The sequence below is a fragment of the Blautia marasmi genome (genome assembly GCF_900258535.1).
GTDB lineage: Bacteria > Bacillota > Clostridia > Lachnospirales > Lachnospiraceae > Blautia > Blautia hominis.
This window is the reverse complement of the sequence record NZ_OIWX01000001.1, coordinates 4,035,725-4,060,413: the sequence shown is the minus strand read 5'-3', so window position 1 is coordinate 4,060,413 and position 24,689 is coordinate 4,035,725. Positions and strand designations below refer to the sequence as shown.

The 24,689-nt window shown below is 46.3% G+C and carries 28 protein-coding genes; 4 read left to right on the top strand and 24 right to left on the bottom strand.

What is annotated here, in order from left to right:
• Window positions 1-51 precede the first annotated feature (51 nt).
• The 14 genes from C6P39_RS17620 to C6P39_RS17550 all read right to left on the bottom strand — a co-directional run bounded on the left by C6P39_RS17620 (window position 52) and on the right by C6P39_RS17550 (window position 13,550).
• Entirely contained in the window at window positions 52-648 is a 597-nt protein-coding gene (locus C6P39_RS17620) for a methyltransferase family protein (RefSeq protein WP_104804662.1), read from the bottom strand.
• Window positions 649-893: 245 nt separating this feature from the next.
• Entirely contained in the window at window positions 894-1,778 is an 885-nt protein-coding gene (locus C6P39_RS17615; protein WP_104804661.1) for an SPL family radical SAM protein, read from the bottom strand.
• Between the two features lie 15 nt (window positions 1,779-1,793).
• Window positions 1,794-2,165 carry an ACT domain-containing protein gene (locus C6P39_RS17610; protein ID WP_104804660.1) on the bottom strand — a complete coding sequence of 124 codons (372 nt, stop codon included), beginning with the start codon at window positions 2,163-2,165 and terminating at the stop codon, window positions 1,794-1,796.
• Between the two features lie 33 nt (window positions 2,166-2,198).
• On the bottom strand, window positions 2,199-2,666 hold the full coding sequence (locus C6P39_RS17605) for a VOC family protein (protein ID WP_104804659.1): 468 nt from the start codon (window positions 2,664-2,666) through the stop codon (window positions 2,199-2,201).
• 155 nt (window positions 2,667-2,821) lie between these two features.
• On the bottom strand, window positions 2,822-3,505 hold the full coding sequence (locus C6P39_RS17600) for an HD domain-containing protein (protein ID WP_104804658.1): 684 nt from the start codon (window positions 3,503-3,505) through the stop codon (window positions 2,822-2,824).
• A 2-nt stretch (window positions 3,506-3,507) separates the two neighbouring features.
• On the bottom strand, window positions 3,508-4,029 hold the full coding sequence (locus tag C6P39_RS17595) for a GNAT family N-acetyltransferase (protein ID WP_104804657.1): 522 nt from the start codon (window positions 4,027-4,029) through the stop codon (window positions 3,508-3,510).
• Between the two features lie 89 nt (window positions 4,030-4,118).
• Complete coding sequence (locus C6P39_RS17590) at window positions 4,119-5,132, bottom strand: nucleotidyltransferase domain-containing protein (RefSeq protein ID WP_095172340.1); 1,014 nt, start codon at window positions 5,130-5,132, stop codon at window positions 4,119-4,121.
• A 123-nt stretch (window positions 5,133-5,255) separates the two neighbouring features.
• Entirely contained in the window at window positions 5,256-5,912 is a 657-nt protein-coding gene (locus C6P39_RS17585; protein WP_104804656.1) for a DUF3786 domain-containing protein, read from the bottom strand.
• Between the two features lie 326 nt (window positions 5,913-6,238).
• A complete protein-coding gene (locus tag C6P39_RS17580) occupies window positions 6,239-7,588 on the bottom strand; it encodes a transposase (RefSeq protein ID WP_242987072.1) in 1,350 nt (449 codons plus the stop codon).
• Between the two features lie 453 nt (window positions 7,589-8,041).
• On the bottom strand, window positions 8,042-9,547 hold the full coding sequence (locus C6P39_RS17570) for a 4Fe-4S dicluster domain-containing protein (RefSeq protein WP_104804654.1): 1,506 nt from the start codon (window positions 9,545-9,547) through the stop codon (window positions 8,042-8,044).
• Between the two features lie 183 nt (window positions 9,548-9,730).
• Window positions 9,731-10,528 (bottom strand): ABC transporter ATP-binding protein, encoded by a 798-nt coding sequence (locus C6P39_RS17565; protein ID WP_095171129.1) that lies wholly within the window; start codon window positions 10,526-10,528, stop codon window positions 9,731-9,733.
• 13 nt (window positions 10,529-10,541) lie between these two features.
• On the bottom strand, window positions 10,542-11,546 hold the full coding sequence (locus tag C6P39_RS17560) for a FecCD family ABC transporter permease (RefSeq protein ID WP_104804653.1): 1,005 nt from the start codon (window positions 11,544-11,546) through the stop codon (window positions 10,542-10,544).
• Window positions 11,539-12,546, bottom strand: a complete 1,008-nt coding sequence (locus C6P39_RS17555) for a FecCD family ABC transporter permease (RefSeq protein ID WP_095171132.1) — start codon at window positions 12,544-12,546, stop codon at window positions 11,539-11,541. The genes C6P39_RS17560 and C6P39_RS17555 overlap by 8 nt, the downstream gene beginning before the upstream one ends.
• Window positions 12,546-13,550: an ABC transporter substrate-binding protein gene (locus C6P39_RS17550; RefSeq protein ID WP_104804652.1), complete on the bottom strand. Its 1,005-nt coding sequence runs from the start codon at window positions 13,548-13,550 to the stop codon at window positions 12,546-12,548. The genes C6P39_RS17555 and C6P39_RS17550 overlap by 1 nt, the downstream gene beginning before the upstream one ends.
• A 204-nt stretch (window positions 13,551-13,754) precedes the next feature.
• Here C6P39_RS17550 and C6P39_RS17545 point away from each other — a divergent pair, with 204 nt between their 5' ends.
• Complete coding sequence (locus C6P39_RS17545; protein WP_104804651.1) at window positions 13,755-14,762, top strand: helix-turn-helix domain-containing protein; 1,008 nt, start codon at window positions 13,755-13,757, stop codon at window positions 14,760-14,762.
• On the opposite strand, the gene C6P39_RS17540 is transcribed toward C6P39_RS17545, so the two are convergent.
• The 8 genes from C6P39_RS17540 to C6P39_RS17510 all read right to left on the bottom strand — a co-directional run bounded on the left by C6P39_RS17540 (window position 14,750) and on the right by C6P39_RS17510 (window position 19,584).
• A complete protein-coding gene (locus C6P39_RS17540; RefSeq protein ID WP_104804650.1) occupies window positions 14,750-15,307 on the bottom strand; it encodes a GNAT family N-acetyltransferase in 558 nt (185 codons plus the stop codon). The two genes, C6P39_RS17545 and C6P39_RS17540, sit on opposite strands and share 13 nt — an antisense overlap.
• Before the next feature lie 31 nt (window positions 15,308-15,338).
• On the bottom strand, window positions 15,339-16,109 hold the full coding sequence (locus C6P39_RS17535; RefSeq protein WP_158661608.1) for an APH(3') family aminoglycoside O-phosphotransferase: 771 nt from the start codon (window positions 16,107-16,109) through the stop codon (window positions 15,339-15,341).
• 19 nt (window positions 16,110-16,128) lie between these two features.
• Window positions 16,129-16,572: a GNAT family N-acetyltransferase gene (locus C6P39_RS17530; protein WP_104804648.1), complete on the bottom strand. Its 444-nt coding sequence runs from the start codon at window positions 16,570-16,572 to the stop codon at window positions 16,129-16,131.
• Between the two features lie 61 nt (window positions 16,573-16,633).
• Window positions 16,634-17,257, bottom strand: a complete 624-nt coding sequence (locus tag C6P39_RS17525) for an NUDIX hydrolase N-terminal domain-containing protein (RefSeq protein ID WP_104804647.1) — start codon at window positions 17,255-17,257, stop codon at window positions 16,634-16,636.
• Window positions 17,254-17,376 carry a hypothetical protein gene (locus C6P39_RS28190; RefSeq protein WP_278277976.1) on the bottom strand — a complete coding sequence of 41 codons (123 nt, stop codon included), beginning with the start codon at window positions 17,374-17,376 and terminating at the stop codon, window positions 17,254-17,256. Before C6P39_RS28190 ends, C6P39_RS17525 begins: the two co-directional genes overlap by 4 nt.
• 558 nt (window positions 17,377-17,934) lie before the next feature.
• Window positions 17,935-18,762 carry an Rpn family recombination-promoting nuclease/putative transposase gene (locus C6P39_RS17520; protein WP_104804646.1) on the bottom strand — a complete coding sequence of 276 codons (828 nt, stop codon included), beginning with the start codon at window positions 18,760-18,762 and terminating at the stop codon, window positions 17,935-17,937.
• Window positions 18,763-18,910: 148 nt separating this feature from the next.
• Window positions 18,911-19,186 (bottom strand): hypothetical protein, encoded by a 276-nt coding sequence (locus C6P39_RS17515; RefSeq protein ID WP_207657138.1) that lies wholly within the window; start codon window positions 19,184-19,186, stop codon window positions 18,911-18,913.
• Between the two features lie 5 nt (window positions 19,187-19,191).
• A complete protein-coding gene (locus C6P39_RS17510; protein ID WP_104804645.1) occupies window positions 19,192-19,584 on the bottom strand; it encodes a cupin domain-containing protein in 393 nt (130 codons plus the stop codon).
• A 239-nt stretch (window positions 19,585-19,823) separates the two neighbouring features.
• Between C6P39_RS17510 and C6P39_RS17505 the strand changes: the two genes are divergently transcribed.
• The gene (locus tag C6P39_RS17505) at window positions 19,824-20,657 is read left to right on the top strand and encodes a MerR family transcriptional regulator (protein ID WP_242987071.1); all 834 of its coding nucleotides are present in this window, start codon (window positions 19,824-19,826) and stop codon (window positions 20,655-20,657) included.
• Window positions 20,658-20,757: 100 nt separating this feature from the next.
• Here C6P39_RS17505 and C6P39_RS17500 read toward each other — a convergent pair whose 3' ends face one another.
• Window positions 20,758-21,921, bottom strand: coding sequence for an IS110 family RNA-guided transposase (locus C6P39_RS17500; RefSeq protein WP_104804643.1), 1,164 nt, complete (start codon window positions 21,919-21,921; stop codon window positions 20,758-20,760).
• A gap of 269 nt (window positions 21,922-22,190) precedes the next feature.
• On the opposite strand from C6P39_RS17500, the gene C6P39_RS17495 reads away from it, so the two are divergent.
• Complete coding sequence (locus C6P39_RS17495; protein ID WP_104804642.1) at window positions 22,191-23,249, top strand: BtrH N-terminal domain-containing protein; 1,059 nt, start codon at window positions 22,191-22,193, stop codon at window positions 23,247-23,249.
• Window positions 23,250-23,294: 45 nt separating this feature from the next.
• Entirely contained in the window at window positions 23,295-23,789 is a 495-nt protein-coding gene (locus C6P39_RS17490; protein WP_104804641.1) for a GNAT family N-acetyltransferase, read from the top strand.
• A gap of 195 nt (window positions 23,790-23,984) precedes the next feature.
• Here the strand turns inward: C6P39_RS17490 and C6P39_RS17485 are convergent, their stop codons facing one another.
• Window positions 23,985-24,686 carry an alpha/beta hydrolase gene (locus tag C6P39_RS17485; RefSeq protein ID WP_104804640.1) on the bottom strand — a complete coding sequence of 234 codons (702 nt, stop codon included), beginning with the start codon at window positions 24,684-24,686 and terminating at the stop codon, window positions 23,985-23,987.
• Window positions 24,687-24,689: the final 3 nt, after the last annotated feature.

Sequence of the window (24,689 nt, the reverse complement as noted above, 5' to 3'; positions counted from 1 at the left end):
TACCTAACCCTTTTTATCTTATCAGGAAACCCCCAACACATTTTTCTCTGGTTACCGCCCTGCCCGGCAGTTTCTGCCCAGATAGCGGAAAACTCGTCTTCTGTACTCCTTGTATTCTATGCCAAACGCATGTTCCAGGTATTTTTCCTCCTGCAGGATCTGCAGATGCAGCATAAGAATTGCAAAACCGGTAAATACAAGAAGCGGAATATTAAAAAACATAAGTAAAATTCCGATATAAGTCAGGTCAAATCCGCAAAACGCCGGATTTCGGCTGATGGAATAGATGCCGTCAGATACCATTTTCGTCCTGTCGCGCTCCGGAATGCCGGCACGCCAGCTGTCACGCATGGTATAGACAGAAATCCCAAAGACCATCACCCCAGCTGTGGCGATGATCAGTCCAGCAATCCGCATGTTCTCAGATGCCTGATTGATTCCCCATAAGATAGATACCAACTCATAAACAGGTACGCCGATCGTGGCTATTTTCATGATGAACTCTATGTACATGAGTTCCTCCGCCTTTTCCCCCTTTGCGATCTGGTTCGTCCTGATCCCTTTCTTTTTCTGACCCAGCATTTTGCCGAAATAGATGCCATAAAATACAAGCAATAATACAAGGCTGCTCGTCTGAAACTTGTCCATTTGTGGTATCACCTCTGTTATGTTATTGTCCGAATCCACTTTCTGTCCTTTGAAAGGCAGTGCCGAATTCTTTCAATACAGTATACCCTACATGCCCCGGGATTGCAAATATTAAAATCCCAGAGCAGTTTTCACTTTCCCTGAGATTTTATTCACGCGGGCAACGAGCCAGGCGGGCATACTTGTATGTACATTTGGGGACTGCCGCGAGGATCAACACCCCCGTTGCCTGCGGGTTTGTTGTCTTACATGGGCATAAAATCAAAAAGGTTCATCTGCCTGGCACTATGTTTTTCCTCAAACTTGTGCAGATAAGAAAAAATCCTGTCCACACTGCTCTCCAGGCCATTCCTTCTGCAGATCTCATAAAAAACGGACATAAGTTTTTTCTCATTGGGGCTGCCAGCCTCATAAGCATTTCCGTAATTCTCAATATATTTTCTGCGAAGGCCCGGAAAATGCTGTTCCAGTTTTTCGTAAAAATACTGCCTGTCCCCGTCCCGCAGCGTGACTCCCATGCCAAAGTTCAGTACACCATATGTTTTCGCTCTGACTGCATAGTCCATGATCCCTCTCACATTTTCTTCCGTATCGTTGATAAACGGCAGAACAGGGGAGAACCACACAACTGTGGGAATCCCTTCTTCCCGGAGGATATTAAGCACCTCGGCCCTCCTTTTTGTAGTACATACATGAGGTTCCAAAATACGGCACAGTTCCTCATCCGCGGTTGTCAGGGTCATCTGCACAACGCACTTTGTCTTTTCATTGATCTTTTTCAGCAAATCCAAATCCCGCAGGACCAGATCAGATTTTGTCTGCAGCGCTGCTCCAAACCCATAATACTCTATAAGCTCCAGGCATTTTCTGGTAAGGCCAAGCTTGTTTTCCAAAGGCAGATAAGGGTCGCTCATAGCCCCTGTGCCTATCATACATTTCTTCCGCTTGCTTCTCAGCGCGGCTTCCAGTAACTGAGGGGCATTTATCTTGACTTCTATATCTTCAAAATCATGTTTCATCCCATAACAGGTACTCCTGGAATCACAGTAAATACAGCCGTGGCTGCAGCCTCGGTACAGATTCATGCCATTTTGGGCGGACAGGATGGATTTTGCATTTACCTCGTGCATATTTTACTCTGCCTCCTACGATGCGGCGAACCGGTAGCCGGCCTGTTTCAGACACTCTACAGCCTTTGGAAAATTCTCTTCTTTTGTGAGAATGTAATCCGTGTTATAAGTGGACACAGCAAAAATCCCGATCTTGTTCTTTGCTAATACAGCAGAGATCGCAGACAAGATCCCTATCAAAGAAAAATCCAGAACGCCCTGGATCCGGAACGCTTTCCAGCCGTCATCACGTTCCAGCGCATCTTCCGGTACCTGTTTTGCTGCACATACCAGCGACAATTCCTCATCCGTTCTCCCTACAAAGCAGAATCCGTCTTTCAAAAGCTCCGGTGAAAATTCCTTTATCTTACATACAGAAAAATCCTGGTCAATAATTTTAAGTTCCATCTTTCCTCCTATTATAAGCTGCCTGCAAGGGGCTTATCTCATACAGTTCCTTACAAGCCGTTCCGGCACACCCATTCTCTCAGCCGTTTCCTCCACACCCATGCCGCTGTCCAGAAAACGTCTGCACACAAGTTTCAGACTCTCGCCCACTTCAAGCACATGACCATCCGGATCATAAAACCGTACCACCCGCTGTCCCCAGCTATGCTCATACACCGGATGTACAAGCTTTACATCTGTTCTTTTCTCCAGTTTGGAGACGAAACGGTCGAAATCCTCCTCCTCAAAATAGACCTCACTGTTCTTCCCGCCGTAAGTGATATCCCCCTTCTCACAACCAATGAATTCCAGCCAGCTCTCCTCTGTCTGCAGGGACAGTCCTCCGGTCAGTACGGCATTTGCCCCCAGATCAGTGACCGTACGCAGTCCCAGTACCTCTCTGTAAAACGCTTTTGACTTTTCCATATCCTGAACTATCAGCATGGGATTTTTTAATTTCATTTCTCTTCCTCCGTCAACTTACTTTCTCGTCCAATCGTAACTAATCTGTACCCTTACAGTTACAGGCAAAGATCCATGCAGAACCGCCTTTGGCGATGGGAACTTTACTTGGCTGCAAAATGCTTTCCTGCGGTCTTCGCAGTGAATGCGCAGACCTATTGGATCGTTACGTCCAATCTTGCTGCCCCTTTCCGGAACGCACTATCCACTTCCCTGCAGAGGCTCTCATAAAAAGCCACTGCCGCCGCTTTTCGCTCCATGGCAATCTCCCGGCCTCTTTTCGTATAAAGCATATCATAAATCTTTATGAGTTTCTGTTTATATTCATGGAAAAAGGAATCCTCGGTCTCTTCCTCTCCGTCCGCGATCCGTCCGTCGGGCAGGCGTGTATATATAGGCTCAGACACCTGGCCTCCGTATTGAAGCGTCCGCGCAGCCCCCAAAGCACCCGTCACGTCAATCTTATCCGCATCGAATAATATTTCCGCCTCTATACTCTCCGGGAGTATTCCCCCGCTTTTCCGGAAGGAGTGTGCCAAAATACAGTGTTCTACTTTAGAAACATATTCCCTGTCATACCCCTGGCCACTCAAATAACTCACAGCCATCTCCGCGCCTGCTTTTGCATGGGAGATCTTCTTGTTCTCAATCTGTGCTTTTCTGCCGATATCGTGCAGGAGGCAGGCACAGATCAGAGCATCATAATCCACATCTTTCTCATATTCTGCTATATCCAGAGCAACATACAGCACACGGTAAATATGTTCCACATCGTGTGCGCTGTCCTGCATGCAGGATCTCATATATTTTTCCAGTTTTTCATATGTCTTTTTATCCATCTCTATATCCACTCCTCCCTGAGCAGGCCATACTCATAGGTATCTTTCCAGATTGGATCACCCTCTTCATTGCAGAAAAAATACACATTCTGCTTCAGTTCCCCTTCTCTTCGCATACCAAGGCGCTCCATCAGCCGCCAGGATGCGGTGTTTTTCGGGTCACACATGGCTACAACACGTCTGACATCCCATTCTCTGAATGCCACATCCAGCAATGCCTGTACACTCTCACTGGCATAGCCCTTTCCCCAGTATTTGCGGTTAAATACATAGCCAAGCTCCCAGGTGTTAAAATCTCTCTTACTGAAATACAGATTGCCGATAAGCTGCCCGCCTTTTTTACAGACTGCCCAAAAGTCATTGTTTTTTGCTCTTCTGCCTGCTTCCTCCCTGGCCTCTTCCGGACTCATGGAGATGTATGGTTCATACCGCACTACTTCCGCATCCGAAAGATATTCGTAAAGCCCCTCCCCGTCTTCCGGCTGAAACGGTCTGAGTATTAATCGTTCTGTCTCTATCTGCATGGATCCTCCTCCAAAAACTCCCTCTCAGGAGCATTTTTTCAATCTCTGATCTGCCAGTCACTGACACGGTCATCACTTCCGGACTATCGTCACATATCCAGTGCGATCCGGTTCACACGCTCCACAAACGCCTCCACCTTTTCCATATCCGGGTTATCCGGCAGACAGCTTTCTCTGGACGCCTTCTCCATCCGCCCCTCATAATCTGCAAGCAGATCATAAAATTCTCCGGAGAATGTTCTATCCTCTTTTTGGAACCCGCCGTTTCTTATTTTCATAAGTAACTCCAGGTCGTCCTTCCGGTTGGTGCGTATTTCCCCTTTTTCCAGGATATCAATTGCCATCATAAACAGCCGTATTAAGTGCATGGCATGTTTGTTCAAATGATCATCATCCTTCTTCCGGTTACGCTTTCCGACCTTATCGTAATCCTTAACCACATTATGCATGGCTGACCACATATTTTCATAATCACGAAGGGGCAGATGCTTATACTGCGCATCCACGAAAATCTCTGTCTCCAAATCCTGATTTTCTGCTTTGTCTATATACAAATGTATACTGCCCCTGTCAAAACTGCTGTACCGTCGTTCAAAATCCTCCAGAGCATTTCTGACCGAATTCAGGATATGCTTCTCTCTTTCTGTCTGCGGAAGCGAATCCCTGGCCGAGGCATTTTGCAGCCTTCTCAACTGTGCCCCCGCGTATCCCCCAAATGATCTCACTGCCCGCTTTGACAAAAACAGTCCCCTGTTATCCAGAAGTTCCTGTCCCAGCTCCGTCTTGATCAGATACTGCTCCTCATCCAGCCCCAAGATCTCACAGGTATTTGGATTACAGTCTAACAACAGCCTCACCATCTTATTAAAAGCATAGATCACCGTGTCCGTCTCCCTGTCCTCAAACTGTTCAAAAGAAGACAGCCCCAAAAGGTCAGAAGGCAGGTTCAATGTGATCCCCCTAAAATCCACATCACTGCTCTCGTGATACGTCCCATAAGCATAACTCCCGCCCAGCCCCAATAAAATGATCCGGTTCCCCAGCCTCTTATCTTCCCTCAGAAAATGGTATGCCTCGGATTCCATCCGTTTCTTAAAATCCATTCCTCTATCTGCAAACTGTCCCACATTCCCTCCTGATCAATAATATACCAATCAAAACATGACAGCAGTGTGTCATATTAAGCATTCTCTTTCCTACCGCCACTCCTTATTCCTGCTGCATTCCTACATGCCAAACATATTTCCCTTTAACTCCACACCGGCCAGCTCGGCCAGCCTTATGATCCCCTCCTCAGCCAGCGTCACCGTAGACTCCACGTGGATAAAATCCGTCACACTATGATCAAAAAGAATATTTCCCTGTGCCGGAAACTCCTCATCGCCATCCCAAAACAAATACTGCATAGGGATACAAGAAAATGCATTTATAATATATCCCGCATCCCCCTGCCGCACCGGCTTTCCCCCCATTTTTTCCGCTGCCGACCTAAGCTCTTTCGTCATCCCTGCAAAAGTCAAAGCAAAAGGCCTCAAGATATTCCTTTCAAAAGCCGGTGCAAAAGGCCCGGCATTCCTCACATCCCTGAAAGGCACCCACCGCCCCGTAAGTCCCGCATTCTCCTTAGAATACCAAAACAGGTTATAAATATTCATCCTTGTCCCATTACTGATCGGGCCGCTGTCCTCCATAGCCTTTATAAATCCCTCTTCTCTATGGATCCCATACTTTCTCCCAAAGTGTACAACCGTCAGATATTCTCCCTCCACTTTGATCTCCGGCAGTTTCTTTCGCAATGCCTCCTGGTCCATCTCCAAAAATTTACCCCTCCAGGTTTCACTGAGCTTATCATAATTAGACTGCTGCGGTTTCCGAACATCCATTCCTCATTCTCCTCTCATCCCTACCTGCCAAACCTTCAGATAAATCATCTCATTACCGAGTATAATTCCCAGTAAATAACCGTACAATCATTTACTTTGAGTTAAACTAGATTATACAGGATTCCATTCCTGATTACAACGAAATCCCCCCGCCCACCAGCTCTGACGAGTAAATATATTTTTAATGGAATGATCCCAGTTTCATTCTGCATTTTCATGCCTGTTCTCCTTTTCGGTTCTATAAAAGCACACAAGCTCCCTGGGATTTTCCGTTACGATCCTGTTGTTCTACCGGTTCCGGACTCACCTCCCTTCGTTCTGCACTCTTATCCAAAACGTATCTGCAAACCTCTTTCTATTTCCTGCGTATATTCCTTTAACTTATCCTGCTTCCATGATTCCAGTATCCTGCGGTGCTTCTGCTCCCGGCTCTGCTTCACTTTTTTCCACAGGCTTTCCCATGCCTCCATGACCTGCGCTATCATATGGCCAATCTGGATCAGATAGTAATGATTTTTCATTCCCTGGTACAGCCTGCTGTACATATGTTCCAGACAGTATCCGTAGTTCTTCTGGGTATTGAATCCCTCATTTTCTATTTTCCATCTCCATCTGCCGGCTTCTGCCGTTGCCCTCACGTTCTTTTTCGTTACCGGCAAATCGGTGAGGAACAAGAAACGCTTTTCTTTCCCCTCCCCGTTTTTCTTTTCTTCTCCATATTCCAACAGGTTTACCAGATGGCCCTCATGATCTATCCCGTTCACATAGTCGGTCCAGACGCTCCTATCTTCCGTTTCCTCTTTCCTCAGGTTCCCTTCCCTGTTTCGCAGCGTCCCAAATTCCTTTGCAACATAAGGAATACTCCCTTCTTTAAAGCGCAGAATGTAATGGTAACCATATCCGCGGCACTCCTTAAAAAATGTTTCACAGGCATAAAGACTGTCTGCGCTCAGGCATACTGGCAGGCGCGGGAATTCCTCATGCAGCTTTTTCAGCAGCCGCCGGCAGGCTTTCCGCTCACAGTCCTGTTTTTCAGCCTCAAGGCCTTCGTTTTCTACAAACTCTGTCATGATGCTCACAAGGATATCTTCCCGGAGCACGAGTTTTGCTTCCAATACATAGTAGTAGTATTCCCGGTATTCCTCCGGGGTGCCTTTTCTATGAGTACGGTACAGACTCTTAGGGTCCAGCTTCCTTAGGCTGCTCTCTAGCTGGGTTCCATCCACGATCACCTGCCAGTATCTTCCCCTTATACGGGAGCCTTCAAACACACGGCTCCGTATCAAATGGCGTACCAGACCACAGACTACACCCTGCAGCTGGCTGGGATCCAATCTCTTAAGATAGTCATTTATCGTCTCCCAGTAGGGGAGTTCCGAGAGTTCTGGTTTTCCACACAGATATCCAATATTTTGGATCACGGTATCCGAATTAAATTCCTGGCTTGTTTTTCTCATGCTGCTGATATAAAATATAGAAGAGAGGATGCGTGTCATCAGTAAGACATGGCTCTCGTAAGTGATATATCTGTGGTCGCGAGGATCCTCCAGTCTCTTTAACAGGGACAGGAGTCCGGGGAAATAGTGATGGATCACTTTTACCAGTTCACATGCCAGATGAAACTGGGCCAGGTGTTCCCGCGTATCTTTTCTGGTGATCTTTGCTCTTGTTTTCATGATAAAAACCTCCTTTCTTTATGCGGTTGCGAAGAAATAATTCTCTGGTCAGTTTTATTATCTCGCAATCCCACGTAAAGTGGGAGGTTTTTTAAAATTTATTTTTACTCGTCAAGGCTGCCCCGCCCACATCAACATTCAGCAGCCAATCCCCCACGAGACAATGAAAACCAGGAAGGGAATGGGGGAGGATGGGAGGCGGGCCATGCCTGTGCGTGATGTCTCAGTGGAGCGCCAGGGAGATCCACCTGCCCCAGTTACTTAATGAAGAGGCCTCTGCCGATGAATTTAGTAAATGGGAGCAGGTTAGCTCCGTGGCAGCGGAACGCTTCACGCACAGGCATGGCCCGCCTCCCATCCTCCCCCATTCTCTTCCGTCCGCTTCCAAGTCAATCCCCCCCCCAAAAGCCAAAAAGACGCATACCTCCACAAGATACGCGCCTTTTACCATCTTTAATCCAATTCAATCTCTATAAGTTCCGCCGCCGGAAGCTTTTTACTAGACCCCGCCTTATATTTCTTCAATTCCACGGCAGCCTCTTTCAGCGGCACATTTGTCCCTGCCCCAGCCATACATCCGCCCGGACACCCCATACCTTCTATCAGGCACCCGTTCATCTTCCCGGCCTTCGCAAGGGTAAGCACCTTTTTACACTCTGCCAGCCCTTCCGCATGTTCAATATGTACCGGAATTTCCGGATGATATTCCTGCAGACATTCCTCAATGGCCTGCGCCACACCACCGGCAACCGCATACCCTCTTCCTGCCGCAGTGGCATTATGAAGGCTTCCCTGCTCCTCCATTTCGGATGGCACGATCCCTTTGGCATCAAACATCCCCTGCAGTTCCTCAAAAGTAATAACAAAGTCCACATCACTGCGGACATCCGTTCTGGATGCCTCCAGTTTTTTCGCCGCACAGGGACCTATGAAGACCACACTGGAATCCGGGTATTTCTGCTTAATGCTTCTGGCAGATGCGACCATAGGCGTAAGCTCCTGGGACACACTGTCAATCAAATCCGGAAATTGTTTCTTAGCCAGCATAGACCATGAAGGACAGCAGGACGTGAGCAGAAACGGCAGTTCCCCGGTGCTCACTTTTTCCGCGTAGTGATGGGCTTCCGCAATCGCCCCTATATCCGCTCCCAGCGCAACCTCGTATACTTCCTTAAACCCAAGCTTTATCAGTGCTGCCTTAAATTTTGCCGTGGTTACATCCTTTCCAAACTGTCCTACAAATGCAGGTGCCACCTCAGCAATGATCTCTTTCCCTTCCCGCAGTGCCCTGGAAAGCTGGAATATCTGGGATTTGTCTGAAATAGCCCCAAACGGGCAGCTCACCATACACATTCCGCAGGACACGCATTTTTCCGGGTCAATGGCAGCTCTTCCCAGATTGTCACTGCCGATGGCTTTTACACCGCAGGCCCTGGCACAGGGGCGTTCCATTTTGGATATAGCATCATAAGGGCAGATGGCTTTGCATTTTCCGCATTTGATACATTTTTCCTGGTCGATCACAGATTTGCCACTGACTATTGATATGGCATTCTTGGGACATACCTGCTTACAGGGATGAGCCACACACCCTCTGCACATATTACTGACCTGGTACTTATTCGGTTCACAGGCATCGCAGGCAGACGGGATCACCTGTATAAGAGGCGGCTCATAATATTTCTCATCAATATTACTGTTTTCCATTCCTGCCGTGATATGAACGGCTTCATTTTCAGGGCGCAGAGACATACCCATAGCCAAACGTACCCGCTCGCTGGCAACTGCTCTTTCTCTGTAAATACTCTCCCTGTAAGAAGCCCGCTCCTTTACAATATGGTACGGTATCGCTTCTATTTCACCATTAAAATTGTCCTTTGTGGATTCAAAAGCAACCTTGCAGATTTCTGTAAATACTTCACGCCTGATTTTTTTTACCGGGGTTTCTACACTTCTCATTTTAAGATCTCCTGTTCTCAATCGCGCTGGTGCGTGTCCGAAAATGATTCAGACACACGCTGCTGCTATCCCATCTATCCACACATAAAATGGTTAGAATCTATAGTTTCATACATATTTTATTCTATGGAATATCAGGAGAATTGCAAGTTTTTTATTTCATACACAGTGTTGACATTATATTCAGTTTTCTCTTTTCTTCATCCTGTAAGTCACACAAACCGGCTTCCCTGTCCATGGGTCCTGGCTGATGCAGGCATCCAGGGAAAATACATCTGCCAGGGTTTTATTTGTCATGATCTCTTTTGGCGTCCCCTCATACAGTATTTTGCCGGAGCGCATGGCGATCATCCAGTCTGAAAACCTGGCGGCCAGGTTCAGGTCATGGATGACCATGGCAATGGTCTTCCCCTGCCTTTTATTCAAGTCCTCCAACAATTCCAGTATTTCAAGCTGATGTGCCATATCCAGATATGTGGTAGGCTCATCCAGAAGGATCAAAGGGGTGTCCTGGGCCAGGGCCATGGCGATCCAGGCCCTCTGCCGCTGCCCTCCGGACAGTGCGTCCATGTCCCGGTCAGCCAGTTCATCCGTGTTGGTAATGGACAGCGCCCATCTGACTGCCTCATGGTCCTCCTTTTTCAGACGCCCAAATCCCTTTTGATGGGGATATCTGCCGTAGGACACCAGTTCTTTTACCGTAAGCCCTCCTGGCGCCTGGGGCGCTTGAGGCAGAATGGCCATATTCCGTGCCACCTCCACTGTGGACATGTGGGCAATCTCCCTGCCGTCCAGAAGCACATGGCCTTCCCGAATGGGCGTCATACGGGAGAGGGCTTTTAAAAGAGTGGATTTTCCACAGCCGTTCGGACCGATAACAGAGGTAATGCGGCCCCTGGGAATCTGCACATCCATTGCCGGGATGACCGTGTTTTGATGGTATGCAACGGAAATGCTTTTTCCTGTAAGTACAGCATCCATATAGAAATCTCCTTTACGTTTTGATCAGTAAATATAGAAAATACGGTGCTCCGATCACCGCTGCCACGATCCCCACCGGAATCTCATTGGGGGACAGCAGCGTCCGGGATATCATGTCTGCGTATGTCATCAGCACAGCACCTGTCAGCACGGTGGCCGGAACCAGGATCCTGTAATTTGGCCCCACCAGGCGTCGGGCCAGATGGGGGCAGACCAGCCCTACAAAACTCAGGCCTCCGCCTACTGCACAGCAAAGGCTGGACATGGCAATGGCGGCACCGAGAAGGAACACCGACTGCCCGGACACCTCCGCCCCCAAGCCTGTAGCTGTCTGGTACCCTAGAGACAGCACATTCAGGGTACGGCTTTTATAAAAGATAAATGCTCCCAGAATAAAAAGGCAGAAAAAAAGCAGCCGCACATTTGGCCAGTTAGCTCCCCAGATACTGCCCGACAGCCAGTTCTGTACAAATGCATGATCACTGTCCGGCAGCCGGAGCATCAATATGGTGGTCACACTGGACACAGCCGTGGAGACCGCCACGCCCATCAGCAGCAGTCTGCGCGGGGAAATGCCTTGTTTTGTAAGGGCAAGCCTGTAATCCACTGCGGCAGCTGCCATGGAACCCGCGAAGGCCAGTATGGGAAGCAGGATCGTCAGGCTGACGGAGCTTTGGGGAACAAATACAAAAAATGCTGCCACAAAAAGCCCGGCGCCTGCATTGATCCCCAGAATCCCCGGCTCCGCCATTTCGTTTTTGGATACCCCCTGGATCACACAGCCGGAGACAGCCAGACCTACGCCCACCAACAGGCTGGTGAAGACCCTCGGAAGCCGTAAGTTAAGAAGTGTATAGCGGACACTTTTCCCACCGCCGCCCCCAAAGATCTCCCACATTTCTTCCAGGCTTATTTTCCGGTATCCTGCATTTATCTCCAGCCAGATACCGGTAAGCAGCAGTAAAATCAACAGGGTAAATACCGTACCCGTACGGATCTTGCGTCTTCTCTCACTCAAAAGTCCTCTCCTCCTTCCGGGCCGTAAAGATAAAGAACGGCACGCCGATCACAGCAAAAACCAATCCGATAGGAACCTCCCCCGGTGCATTGATGATCCTGGAAATAATATCTGCTGCCAGCATGAAGAAAGCCCCTGCCACCATGGAACAAGGGATGACCGATCTGTAATCAGCACCTGTAAAATACCGTACAACGTGAGGCACCATCAGCCCCACAAAAGCCACCGGTCCGGCAAGAGCCACAGCGCCTCCCGCAAGCACCAGCACTACCGAAAGACAGGCTGTGCGGGAGCCTTCCACGGCAAGACCAAGCCCTCTTGCCGCCTCCTCCCCCAGACTCAGCAGGGAAACCCGCCCGGAAAGAAATACTGCGGCGGCAAGGCCTAAAAGGATCACCGGCCCGGCAAAAACAAGCTGTTTTGCACGTATTCCCGCCACACCGCCTGCGGTCCAGAAAGTGAGATTATATCCGATCTTACACAAAATCGCCACTGCCTGGCTCAGAGACGAGAGAAAAATACTCACAGCACTTCCCGCAAGTACGAGTCTCACAGGATCCAGCCTGCGCCGTTTCAGGCTCATGAGTCCATATACAACCAGCATAGCGGCTGCCGCTCCCAGAAATGAGAAAAACACAACACCTGAAAAATTCAGCCCCGGAAGAAAAGCAAGGCAGAGAGCCAAAGCAAATGAGGCTCCCGCATTGATGCCCAGCAGTCCGGAATCAGCAAGCGGATTTCCGGTCACCCCCTGCATCATGGCTCCCGCTGCGGAAAATGCTGCTCCCACCAAAATACAGCCCACGGTCCTGGGTACTCTCAATTCCCGTATGACCAGATGCTGCTGGTCTGTAAGATCCGGTTTTATCACAGCCCGCACCACCTGTCCAAAAGGTATACCGGTACTACCGTACAATACGGAAAGGACTGCGGCCAGTAAAACTGCCGCAGCTCCTGCTGTCAAAAACCATGCTGTCTTCTTTTTTGCATCTATGCCCATTATTTTCCCTCAAATCCTCTGAAAAAATCAATAAAGATATCAAGCTGTGCGCTGTAGGTGATGGGGTCTCTGTGCATGAAAGAAACCTGTTCATAGGGCAGCACCCTTCCTTCTTTTACAGCATCCAGGCTGTTCCAAAGCTGTGACTCTTCCACAAAAGAGCTGTCCGTATCTGCCAGCACGCCATAGAAAATAAAATCACCGGTATATTCGGGCAGCGCTTCCAGGGAAACCACCTGATACTGGGTATCACCATCCACCATATGGGTCTGCACTGCCTCCGGTGCTTTCAGCTCCCACATGTCATAGAGAATGGAACCGCCCCTTGCAAAATGACTGCCCATGGTGTAAATCTGCTGGGGCCATACTTCCACAATAGAAACTGTCCTGTCCCCCACAATCCCCCGGATCTCATCCTTAACGTTCATGGCACGCCGGTTGAAATCGGCAATGTAAGCCTCGGCCTCCTGCCTTTTTCCTACCAGGTCTGCAATATAGCGGAATACATCCTCATCACTGCGCTTTCCGTCCTGAATATATACCGTGGGAGCGATCTGTGAATATTTCTCATAATCTGCCTCCGTGATCGTCACGATCAGATCCGGTTCCTGGGCTGCTATCATTTCCAGGGAAGTCTCCGCACTGGTAATGTCCATCTCCTTGATCCCGTCCACTTTATCAGACAAAAACGGATTGGACAGGGAGTAAGGAGACGCTATGGCAGGTTTCACGTCCACAGCCAAAAATTCGCCCAGATAATAGTCAGAGACTATCGTCCGGGGATCTTCCGGTATTTCAACCTCTCCTTTATCCGTCTCAACAATGCGCATTCCTTCTTTGGCAGCCGATGTGGATGATTGATTCTCAGGGCTTTTCGCATTCTGGGAGGTACTTTCATTTTCTGTATCCACCTTATCTTTTCCCTGTGCAGAGCATCCTGCTAACAGGCTCACGGCAGCCAGCACCGCAAAAGCCGGCGCCAGTTTTCTTGTCAAATTCATCATAATGTCTACCCTTTCTCTATTACGTTTTATTCTTTAGTTAGTTATAGCTAATTGACAGCAGTTATTCTAGCATACTATACTATTTAAGGCAACATTTTTTCTTAATTGCACCTGATGGGAATATTTCCGTCACCGCATAAGCAAACAGATATTTCTGTGGTAAACCTGTAAAACCGAGACATAATAAGAAAAAGGAGGAGCAAAATGAGTATACACAGCCATCGCGAATTTCAAGACGTCATTCTGCAGAATCTGGAATTCCATCCTATCAAAGAAAACCACTGCACCCGGTTTACCAACAAAAACCGCCCTGAAAACGGCACTTTTGTTTTATACGAAAGGCCCGGTCTGTATTCACTGGCAGCCGCAGACTATACGGCTGCAGCCCCTTTCTCTCTTAAATTTGAATGCCGGGAAACCCTGCTTCGTTTCGGCAGTTTCTACTATGGGAAAACCCGTTTTGAAATCCAAGGGATTGCCGCACATACCTCCTCCCCTGCGTCTTTTCTGGTACGCGAGGAGAATATGAAGGGCCGGCAGTTCTGGAATGCAGGACAGAAATGCCGGGGAATTGAATTTGCTTTACATCCCGCCTTCCTGAAACAACTGAACACCATTGACCCTCATACTTCTGTACTGGACAGTCTCTCCAAAAACTGCACGTACCATTCATTACCTCCTGCAGTTGTCACAACGCTGCACCAGTTATTTCGCATGATACAAAAGGACAGCCTGACGCCTCTCATGCTGGAAGGCAGTCTTTTTCAGTGCATGGGGATGATAACAGAATCCATGGAACAGGGTGCGCTCCACCCCCTGGAAACGATGCCTGCTGTGTATTTGGGAAAGAAAAAGATAACCTTTGATGAATTTGACCTGCTGGCAATTCAGCAGGCAAAACAGATACTCACGGAAAACCTGGCCAATGCCCCCACGATTGCGCAGCTTGGCAAACAGGTTTTTCTTAATGAGCAGAAATTGAAAGCCGGTTTTTCCATGTGTTTTCACATGACGATCGGCTGTTATCTGAAAGAATGCCGCATGGCTAAAGCTGCCGCCCTGCTCACAGCCACCAACTTAAGTGTCAGGGAAATTGGGCAGGCTGTGGGCTATGCAAGCTGTGCAAGTTTTATCAAAACCTTCCGCAGCCATTACCAAAAAACGCCGCAGGGCTTCCGCCTTACACATGCGGGCGGCAGTCATGAAAAGTAATCTTCTGCCAGAATGGCATATCCTGATGCGTCGCAGATCCCCTGATTATTCAAGTCGGCCTGCCTTCTGGTGCCTTCGTATTTCATTCCGCACTTCTGCATCACTTTTCCGGAATTGACATTACGTGGGTCATGGCGGGATTCCACACGATTCACCTGTACTTCCTCCATAAAATAGCGAATCACCTCTTTGAGTGCCTCAGAGGTCACGCCTTTGTGCCACCAGTCTCTTCCAATACAGTAGCCAATGTGGACCATTTTTATAGAATCATCTTTGGATACAACGGAAATGCCGCCCACCGGTTCCTCCCCATTTTCCTTTACCGTGATGGCCCACTGATAAAAATCTTTCTCTCCATAGTGAAATATCCAGTCTTCCAAAACCTCCCTGGAAACTTCCTGGCTCTTGTGGGCAGGCCACATAAGGTACTTTGTCACCTGTTCATCCTTTGCCCAGTTGTGAAACATTGCCGCTGCATCATGAATGGTAAAACGGCGCAGAAGTAATCTGTCCGTCTCCAACACTTCTGTTCCTTTATGCTGCATGGATTCCGCCTCCTCTTAAAATTATATAAGCTTAAAACAGTTCATCCAACAATATATAATATCTGATCTTCTCCCAGTCCGGAGCGATTTCCAGTTCCTCAAACAACTGCTTTACGCACCCTTCATTTTTTCCTATATTGTATTGCAGGCTTCTGACACACAGTGCAATATCCTGCCAAAAATCCGCAATGCCGGCTCTTCCCAGGTCTATAAAACCACTGATCCCCTTATTTTCAGCAAAAATATTGGGCAGACAGTAGTCTCCATGGGAAAAAACCATCTCCTCCCTGGGCTTATGTTCTCTCAGCCATAAAAGAAGTTCTTCCGGGCTGTGAAACTCTTCTGTTCCGTATAAATCTGGCTCTGTTCCTGTTTCCAATTCCAGCCCCTCTGCCACATTGACAGAAGCCTGCTGTAATTTAAAGTCCAGATTCCGCATGGCCGGACATCCGCTGATATCCACCTGCCGCAGCATTTTCAGCCCCTCCGCAAGCAGATGGACCAAAAGCCTGGGATTTTTCAAATACTGTGTATCACAGAGCATGGCACCCTTTATTTTGGTCATCAGCAAAAATCTTGTATCCCCCATTTTCTCTGCACAGATGATCTTTGGTACCGGAAGTCTACCCTGCAGCCAGCTCAGGATTTCATGCTCATTTCCGGATTCCTGCCTGTCTCTCTCTGCCTTCAGAACCATGTCTGAAAAACAAAGTATCTGGGAGCCTGACCTGCCGATGGTATCCCTGCTGTATTCCTTGTTCTCTATCTGTTTTTTTATACTTTCCGGAACCTTTCCTTCCATACTTGCCCTCATTCTGCTTCTATTTAGCGCATTTTTTCATAAAGATCAAATCTTTATCTGTCTCAAATCCATTCTTTTCATAAAAATGCTCTGTGGCATTTCCCCGAAGTGTCATGAGCTGAATCTTGTAAATGCCTTTTTCCTGCAGTCTTCGCTCAAATTCATGGTAGATAGCAGAACCGAGTCCGTTTCCACGGCTGGCATTTTTCACACAAAACTCTTTTATCTCAAACAAAACGCCATCGTAAAACTGTTCGGAAAATCCTAAGACCATGCCGCAGAGAACTTCCTCCTCAAAGGCACAAATCCCGTAAAAAGTTTTGGCCTCCGCCATCTGCCCCAGTCTCTTTCCCGCAGTCTCCTCTGTCCAGGCATCGTTCCACGGCGGAGCATTAAACGTCTCCACATACATGGCTGCAAGAGACGGCAGATCCTCTCTCTCAATTTCTTTATATGTAAGCATTTATGAAACCTCCTCTATGAAAATAACAGAATCCCAAAGTGTGTCTCAGCACATCTCCATCTTAATCAAACTGTGTTTTCCAGTGCTCCGCTTTTGACGCTTCAAAACACATGGCTATCTGCTCTTTTGTATTTTTATCCTCCGCAAGCAGCGGCAGCTCATCCATGGAAAAATAACCGCTGTCCACAGTTTCCAAATTCTTCTCAAAATGACCGCTGATCACTGTACACAGAACAAAAACTTTGCATATTTTGTATGCGTACAGTGGTTTATTATGCTTTTCCCTGTCCTGGACCGCAATGACCATATCGGCTGTCACATTAAGGCCTGCTTCCTCTTTCACCTCTTTGATGGTGTTCTCCTTTACCGACAAGTCCACGTCCACCCATCCGCCCGGCATAGACCATCTGCCGTCATTTTCTTTTACAAGAAGAATCTTATCTCCTTCTATTATGGCTGCCCTGCAATCCATCTTCGGCGTCTGGTATCCCACCTCACAGCAAAACAGATCTTTGACTTTTTCAAAAGGCATCTCCGCCTGTTCACTGATGATCTCCGCGGAGATTTCCCGGATACGCTCAAAACGTTCTATATCATATTTGTCTTTACAGTAATACAGTGCGCTCTGTGCAAGACTCTGAAGTTCCACTGCCCAGTCCAGCCATTTCTTACTTTCATCCTTCATGTGAATTCTAACAGGTATTCCCGCTTTACCTTTTCCGGCAGGAATGCTCCGGCCTGATGCCGGCCTGCTGCTCCTTTCGTAATTCTCTCATCTATTCCCGTTTCCTGTATGATAACCATAGCTTTTCCTCATTATAACAGAAACGGGGGGAGAAAAACACCTGTAGAATATAACAATATAGGGGCATTCCCCCCTTAGATCACTATTCACAGTATACTAAAAGTACAGTAACTGTTCAGTATCCTCACAGTTACAGGCAAAACACACAGTCCTATGCTCAGTTTTCCGGAGAAAACGAACAGATTGGCTCCAAAAGAAAAAGACAGAATTCCGCATCATATTTCATTTATTTTGTGGAATGTAAATAGAAATATTCAGACAGGCGGATCATTTTCATCCGCCTTAATTCATGAGAATAGAAAGTTCACGGAACGTGCTTTCTATTGAAGATTTGTAGTAACGTTACAATATGGTAACTATTCAGTAGGTCTGCGCATTCACTGCGCTGACCGTAAGAAAGTGTACCACGGCCAAGCAAAAACCCCATCGCCAAAGGCGATTTTGCATGAATTTTTGCCTGTAACTGTGAGGGTACTGAACAGTTACACAATATGTAATAATAAATGATTTTAGCCCGAGATGGCTGAGAACTGTATCAATAGACAGTGCGTACACGATCATAATTTATATTCCTCATATAAAGCATTCAGCAGATGTGTGTCAGAAGCGGCTTTCACGATCAGGTCACTTCGTCCGTCTTTCGCCAACTGAAGGATCAGACCGCTGTAGCGATTCTGTTCTTCGCTCCTTCCCTTAGAAATGCCTTCTTCACCGGCCTTTTTCTGGGCATCCTTGATCAATTCTTCCAGCAGCATAAATTTCGCCCCCATTTCCCGATTCTTTTTCAATTCTTTGATCCTATTGTGGATCTTATGAACAGTTTCACTTTGGGTTTTCTCTGCACAGGAATCCGTGCTGTCTTCTACATACGCAAGAAATGCAAGCAGTTCTTCTGAAACCTCCTCCGGATTGGTACCTTTTGTGTTAAAGAAGATTTTCATCGTCTTATCTCCAAGAGGCATATCTGTTTCCAGGCAGCGATTTTCAAAAGTATACTTATACAGACCTTTGCCAAATGGGTCAAACGTACAAATGAAAATAATATAGCCTGGCTTCATATCATTGTAATCTTCTCCGGGTTTTAAGGCGGCTATGTCCAGTTCGCTCTGGTAATACCGCGACCGCATGGGCAGATTATTTTCCTTCTCATTTTGCATTTCCATATTATAGCCAACGGATAACTCGTCACTGGCATAGATATCCAGCCGGACGCTTTTGAAATCAGAACTGAGCAAAATACTGTGTTCCGCGTGTACAGTTATCTTCGCTATGGGATACCCTAAAAACAACTCCAGTATCAGCCGGCACGCCTCCGGATCTTCCAGTGCAGCAGAAAAGAGAAAAGCATCCTTTAGATCCAGCTGTTCAAATTTTTTCCTTGCCATATGGTTTCCTCCTGGAAAATATGACACGGAAACTCTGTCTGTGCGTTTATTATATCCCATATTATGCAAAGTTACAATTGTTATATTTATTAAATTTATATAATATTGCAGCTCTATGATATATTATCTGATTTACTGAAATACTAATCTACTTTATACTTCCTATTGCTGCTCCCAGCGCGATCCCCACGGCAATACCTGTACCCAGATTTCCAAATACGGTTTTGCCCAAAGCCACTCCCAACGCCAGGCCTAAGCAAATACATATAGGCAGCCGGTTTCCTCTTTCACTCTTTTCCTCGGGTATTTCTTCCGCAGTATCTTTTATTTTCTCTTCGGTTTCATCGGTCTGTTCCTCGGCACTTTCCTGTCCTATGGCCTCTTCCGGCAAATTGGATTTTGTCCCTTTATGTTCCTCTTTCATATTCCTTATCCCTCCCCAGCCAACTGTTTGTCATTTTTTATTTTCTCTCTTTTATCCATTCCATCCGGCACAAAGCGAAAGACAATAAATTCCGTATCTTCTTCTGTATCATTTTGAAATGTATGAACAGAATTCTGCACACGCACAATGTCCTTTTCCTTTGCCCTGGCTGTACGAACCACTCCGTCCTCTTTCCATTTACAGGTCAAAACCCCTTTCGTAACCACCAATACCTCCTCAATCTCCGAATGAAAATGCCACTCCTGCACAGCCCCTGCCAAAAGACAGTTTAAGTGAATCTCGTACTCCGGGTAAATAAAATAATCTACAACTGTACGGTTATCTTTTACAACATGTATGCCGTCTCCCCGTCGGTCTATCAAAAGTTTCTCCTCCATAAAAATCTCCCCCTTTTCCGTTTTACTGCATATGCTGATGCATGTTCTGATTATACAATATTCTATATCCGATTACAACGAACCTATAAATCCTCATATCCGGCACATGACAACCCTATTTTCGTTTACATCTTTCTGTTGGCTGTGATAGACTGATTACATATCAGGCGGCAAATGCCTATTGACACTCCTGTGCAGGGGATGGTTTAGACTAGAACGTATCTAAAACAAAGGAGATTATGATGTATAAAATCAGCCAGTTTTCCAAAATTTCCGGATTAACTGTAAAAGCACTGCGTTATTACGATAAGGAAGGCATTCTAACGCCTTCCTTCAGAGACGCAGAAAATCAGTACAGATATTATAGTGATGAAGATTTGAAAAAGGCCCTGCTTATTAAATTCCTGCGCTCTTTAGAATTCTCCATCATGGAAATACGGGAGATTACGGAAGCTGTGGATACAGAAGATGACTTAACATACGTTCTAAAAGAAAAAATACAGTTTATTGAGACCAATATTGCAAAGGAAAAAGAACTCATTAAAAAAATAAGCAGAAGGATGCCGTCTTTTGAGGGAAAACAGAAAAGCCAGACATACCATATTGATATTACCGATGTAGAAGAAGTGCTGGCAGCTTCCATCCGTTTTACAGGCAGATACCGTGATCTGGAACAATATGTACCGCTTCTTTACAAAGCAGTAAAAAACAACATAGCAGGCAGACATTTCAACTGTTACTACGATGAAGATTGTGCAGAACCGGCAGACATAGAGCTTTGCCTCCCCGTCAAATGCAGAATAAGGGATGGAGCCGTGACCTGCAGAAAACTGCCCGCTTTTAAGGCACTGCGCACGGTTCACTATGGCAGCTACGACACTTTATATCTCGCCTATCAATCTATCTTTGCCTATGCCAACGCCAACGGCTATAAGATACTGACTCCCACAAGAGAGGTTTACCAAAAAAGCCCCGGTATGATTTTTAAAGGAAATCCTGCCAATTATGTTACAGAGATTCTTTTGCCCTTTGAAACCATCCAAAGGAGACCAGCTATGAAAAGTCCACCCTAAATTAGCAAAAAATTATATTTATTTTCTGACCGGAAAAATGGCTAACTTTAATAGAGCTCCCATAGGGTGCTTTTTAAAAATATATATGAGCGGTCAGATATTAATCCAAATTAAATGAAACGTTGTCAGTGAGCATTTTATAAATGATGCGAACTAACTTCCCGGCACAATGTCCTAAGGCGTTGTAGTGGGACTTTCCCTCTGAGATTTTCTGATCATAGTAATCTTTAAAGGTTTTGTTGTTTTTGACAACGTTATGTGCTGCATTTATCAAGGCGTAGCGAAGGGGACGAGACCCACGTTTGGACATCTTGGTATGGCTGGCATTAAAGTTTCCAGACTGATAGACAGTCGGATCAAGACCAGCAAATGCAAGCACTTTTGATGGGCTGGAGAAGCGCGTAATATCGCCAATCTCGCCCAGTATCATTCCGCCATTGATAAAACCAATGCCCGGAATGGTCATAATGACGGAATCCAAAGAATTGACAATCAATTCCATTTCAGATTCAACGTCATGAACCTGGCTATCCAGTAACTCGATTAGTTCAATGGTCTGAGTTATCTGAGTAGATATAGAACTGTCGCTGCAACCGACAGACTTCTGTGCCAGAATCCTTAATTCAGTCGCTGTGTCTTTCTTGAAATGACCGTGGGAGGAAACCTCAAGCAAGTGTGACAGATGGGTCAGGTGCATAGAAGCAATGTCTTTGGTCGTAGGTGCTTCTTTAAGAACTGTATACACAGATTTCTGGTGGATGCCAGATTTGAAGAAATACTGCAGTTCAGGGAAAGCCTGATCAACATACGACATTAGTTGGATCTTGCCCTGGGTACGTTTCTTGATTAGTTTCACGCGGAAACGCCCCAATTCTTTTAAGTGCATGATTGAAAGATCATGCTGCGAAAAGAAACGGTGAGGATCCATCATTAAAGTTTTAGCAATTATGTAAGTATCTACCTTATCGGTTTTTGTTTTGCGAATGTTGTTCTTTCGCATTGCAGAGGTCTGGATAGGGTTTATGACACAGACCTTGTAGTTATGTTTGACAAGGAATTCAAGAAGGTTGTTGCCATAGTGAGCCGTTGATTCAAGACCTATGATGAGGCTGTCAGGATCCAAAGAATCGAGCTTGTGAAGCAGCAGATGGAAGCCATCATAGTCATTTGTAAATTTGAACGGTTGAAGCATAATTTCACCATCTGAAGAAATGGCAGAGGCGAAATGGTTGAGTTTGGAAATATCAATGCCTACGTAAATCATAAGATCTCCTTTCTGAGTGTGATACTGTGACAATTCCACAGGTGTTTACCCTCATAGACTTGATTGAAATAAGTGCTCGGGAAGGAATTCCCTCGTGGCAACATCCAGCTTATAAATGATTCAGATAAAACCGTGGCAATACACTCCTTTAAGTAGTTGGACTACAGAAGAAAATCAAAAGTCCACAGCATCTGAATGTATTATGTCACATCACTAAAAGAAAGGAAAATGTGATGTTTTAGCTTCTATAAACATCATACAAGTAAGAAATGAAAACAGTGATCGAAGATTTTACCCCCCAGGGAGGAAAGCATTGTATTACCAATGCCCTGAAACAGATTTTTACTTATTACGGACACCCAGTATCGGAAGAAATGCTGTTCGGGCTTGCTTCAGGTTTATCCTTCCTCTACCTCAACCAGTCCGCCAGTCCTATGGTAAGCGGAAGAACAAAGGTTTTTGAATTTGAAAAGAAACTGGCCGGACGTCTGGGTATTACCATCAAATGTAAGTCCTCCAAACAGTATTCCCGGGTTTTCCAGGCTGCAAAACATCTCATAGACGAAAAGGATCCTGTTCTGATCTATGCTGACATGCCGTATTTAAAATATCTTGATATGGATCCGGACAGTCATTTCGGAGGACATGCAGTTGTCCTGTTCGGCTATGATGACGCGGCACAGAAATTCTGGCTTAGTGACAGGGACAACCATGACTATCCCATCCGGGTGCCCAATGGACAGATTTCTGAAGATTTTCATCTGGCAGATTACGCGGAAGTGGAAATGGCGCGCACCAGCACGCACAGACCTTTCCCTGCTAACAATAAATATTTAGTCTTTGATCTCACAGGATACCGGGAGCCCGGAAAGGCTGTTTTGTGCGAGGCCGTAATGGATACCTGCAATACCATGCTCTATCCTCCCGCACAGCTTCTGGGCATTAACGGCATCCTGAAATTTTCTAAAGAAATCCTGAAGTGGAAACAATTCAGCCCCGATAAACTCCGTCTGGCCGGAATCACAAACTATTTTCAGATCCGTGCGGACGGCGGCACGGGAGGCGGTATATTCCGCAATATGTACGGGGAATTCCTATGTGAGTGCGCGCCTATATTTCAGGATGAAAGACTTCCGGAAACAGGGCAGCGTTTTATACAGACAGCCGCATTATGGGACGCTGTGGGTGAAGATTTATGGCAATTGTCTCAAAACGGAAACACAGAACTTCTGGAAAAAATGTCTGCCTCCATTGCAGAGATATACAAAATGGAAAAAAATATGTATCTGTCATTGCTTGAGATCATCAAGCTCCATTTAGCGGAATAAAAAAAGAAGAGACAAGCTGTCTTTCAGAAATGTATTGGAGAACTTATGAATATTGATACGAAACGTTTACGCATCATACCCCTTACCCCACACCAGCTTGCATTATGGATAAACGATATGCCGCAGCTAGAAAACGAACTGGGATGTTCCTATCAGGCAGAACCTATGGATGGCATATTTAAAGAAATCGTATCTGCCCAGCTTGCGGCATGTGAAAAAGATACGGAAAACTATATATGGCACAGTTTCTGGTTCATCATCAGAAACTCAGACCGGGCCGTGGTGGGGTCGGCATGTTTTAAGAATATCCCCGATACCGGGGGCGAGGTGGAGATTGGGTATGGTCTGGGGAAAGCCTTTGAGCAAAAGGGTTATATGTCAGAAGCCGTCGAGGCCATGTGTAATTGGGCACTGGGTCAAAAAGGAGTCAGGCATATCATAGCAGAGACAGACCTGGATGGATCTGCCTCCCAGAAACTATTACAGAAATGCGGTTTTACGGAATACACAAGAGACAAAACCATATGGTGGCGATTATAAGATTCTCCCGTCAGAAAAGAAATTTGACTCACAGAAACACTTTTCCTTTTGCCTGTGCAGTCTCCGCCAAAATCCGTATGGGAACATCTGACATCATCAAAAACAGCCGGGCAGCATACCATGATCGCTCACTGCTGCCCGGCCGTCTTTACTTTATGGGCACCAGATATATGCTGTACGCCCCTGCCTATCTATTTATAATTCTTTTTCCAGCCAATCCCTATATTTTTCAAGCTGTTCCTTTGTATGAAAATAGTGTTCGCCCTGCTCAACCACTTCCAGGCTGCAGCCAAACCGCTCTGTGAACCTTTTTATTCTGTCACATTCACACAGATCATCTTCACTTCCATAGAGAATGCAAGTGGGGGCATTCCATTTCACAATGGGGTGCTCTCTGGTATAACAATAATAATCCCAGTAAAGTTTCTGCCCTATAGGCGTATCCAGTTCGCCGCTGGCTTCTAAATGCTCAGGCGTAACTTGGAACCAGGTCATCATATTTTCTATCAGCCTTTCCATATCCACCACAGGTGAGAGAAACAGGCATTTTTCAAGCTTCTCATCCTTGCAGGCAAGAAGGCTGAAATATGCACCCATACTGCAGGCAAATAATCCTGCAGACTTCCATTTACCTTTTACATATTCCATAACGGTTTTTAGTTCTTCCACACAATTCTGCACCTTACAGGGAATCTGTCTGCCTTTACGTTCCCCATGCTCCGGCAGATCAAAACTCAGAACCTGATATCCTTTGGCCTGTGCAGTTTCTGCTAAAATCCGTATGGGTACATCGGTCTTATTGGACTGGTTTCCATGTACTGCTAATATGACTCTGTCCGCCTCCTCTCCATAGAGAACAGACGGTATGTTATCTATCTGAAATATCTGCATCTTCATTTC

Bases quoted from the DNA above. Each gene is read 5' to 3' on its own strand.
- C6P39_RS17620 (WP_104804662.1), bottom strand. From the start codon at position 648: ATGGACAAGTTTCAGACGAGCAGCCTTGTATTATTGCTTGTATTTTAT.
- C6P39_RS17615 (WP_104804661.1), bottom strand. From the start codon at position 1,778: ATGCACGAGGTAAATGCAAAATCCATCCTGTCCGCCCAAAATGGCATG.
- C6P39_RS17610 (WP_104804660.1), bottom strand. From the start codon at position 2,165: ATGGAACTTAAAATTATTGACCAGGATTTTTCTGTATGTAAGATAAAG.
- C6P39_RS17605 (WP_104804659.1), bottom strand. From the start codon at position 2,666: ATGAAATTAAAAAATCCCATGCTGATAGTTCAGGATATGGAAAAGTCA.
- C6P39_RS17600 (WP_104804658.1), bottom strand. From the start codon at position 3,505: ATGGATAAAAAGACATATGAAAAACTGGAAAAATATATGAGATCCTGC.
- C6P39_RS17595 (WP_104804657.1), bottom strand. From the start codon at position 4,029: ATGCAGATAGAGACAGAACGATTAATACTCAGACCGTTTCAGCCGGAA.
- C6P39_RS17590 (WP_095172340.1), bottom strand. From the start codon at position 5,132: ATGGATTTTAAGAAACGGATGGAATCCGAGGCATACCATTTTCTGAGG.
- C6P39_RS17585 (WP_104804656.1), bottom strand. From the start codon at position 5,912: ATGGATGTTCGGAAACCGCAGCAGTCTAATTATGATAAGCTCAGTGAA.
- C6P39_RS17580 (WP_242987072.1), bottom strand. From the start codon at position 7,588: ATGAAAACAAGAGCAAAGATCACCAGAAAAGATACGCGGGAACACCTG.
- C6P39_RS17570 (WP_104804654.1), bottom strand. From the start codon at position 9,547: ATGAGAAGTGTAGAAACCCCGGTAAAAAAAATCAGGCGTGAAGTATTT.
- C6P39_RS17565 (WP_095171129.1), bottom strand. From the start codon at position 10,528: ATGGATGCTGTACTTACAGGAAAAAGCATTTCCGTTGCATACCATCAA.
- C6P39_RS17555 (WP_095171132.1), bottom strand. From the start codon at position 12,546: ATGGGCATAGATGCAAAAAAGAAGACAGCATGGTTTTTGACAGCAGGA.
- C6P39_RS17550 (WP_104804652.1), bottom strand. From the start codon at position 13,550: ATGATGAATTTGACAAGAAAACTGGCGCCGGCTTTTGCGGTGCTGGCT.
- C6P39_RS17545 (WP_104804651.1), top strand. From the start codon at position 13,755: ATGAGTATACACAGCCATCGCGAATTTCAAGACGTCATTCTGCAGAAT.
- C6P39_RS17540 (WP_104804650.1), bottom strand. From the start codon at position 15,307: ATGCAGCATAAAGGAACAGAAGTGTTGGAGACGGACAGATTACTTCTG.
- C6P39_RS17535 (WP_158661608.1), bottom strand. From the start codon at position 16,109: ATGGAAGGAAAGGTTCCGGAAAGTATAAAAAAACAGATAGAGAACAAG.
- C6P39_RS17530 (WP_104804648.1), bottom strand. From the start codon at position 16,572: ATGCTTACATATAAAGAAATTGAGAGAGAGGATCTGCCGTCTCTTGCA.
- C6P39_RS17525 (WP_104804647.1), bottom strand. From the start codon at position 17,257: ATGAAGGATGAAAGTAAGAAATGGCTGGACTGGGCAGTGGAACTTCAG.
- C6P39_RS28190 (WP_278277976.1), bottom strand. From the start codon at position 17,376: ATGGTTATCATACAGGAAACGGGAATAGATGAGAGAATTACGAAAGGA.
- C6P39_RS17520 (WP_104804646.1), bottom strand. From the start codon at position 18,762: ATGGCAAGGAAAAAATTTGAACAGCTGGATCTAAAGGATGCTTTTCTC.
- C6P39_RS17515 (WP_207657138.1), bottom strand. From the start codon at position 19,186: ATGAAAGAGGAACATAAAGGGACAAAATCCAATTTGCCGGAAGAGGCC.
- C6P39_RS17510 (WP_104804645.1), bottom strand. From the start codon at position 19,584: ATGGAGGAGAAACTTTTGATAGACCGACGGGGAGACGGCATACATGTT.
- C6P39_RS17505 (WP_242987071.1), top strand. From the start codon at position 19,824: ATGATGTATAAAATCAGCCAGTTTTCCAAAATTTCCGGATTAACTGTA.
- C6P39_RS17500 (WP_104804643.1), bottom strand. From the start codon at position 21,921: ATGATTTACGTAGGCATTGATATTTCCAAACTCAACCATTTCGCCTCT.
- C6P39_RS17495 (WP_104804642.1), top strand. From the start codon at position 22,191: ATGAAAACAGTGATCGAAGATTTTACCCCCCAGGGAGGAAAGCATTGT.
- C6P39_RS17490 (WP_104804641.1), top strand. From the start codon at position 23,295: ATGAATATTGATACGAAACGTTTACGCATCATACCCCTTACCCCACAC.
- C6P39_RS17485 (WP_104804640.1), bottom strand. From the start codon at position 24,686: ATGAAGATGCAGATATTTCAGATAGATAACATACCGTCTGTTCTCTAT.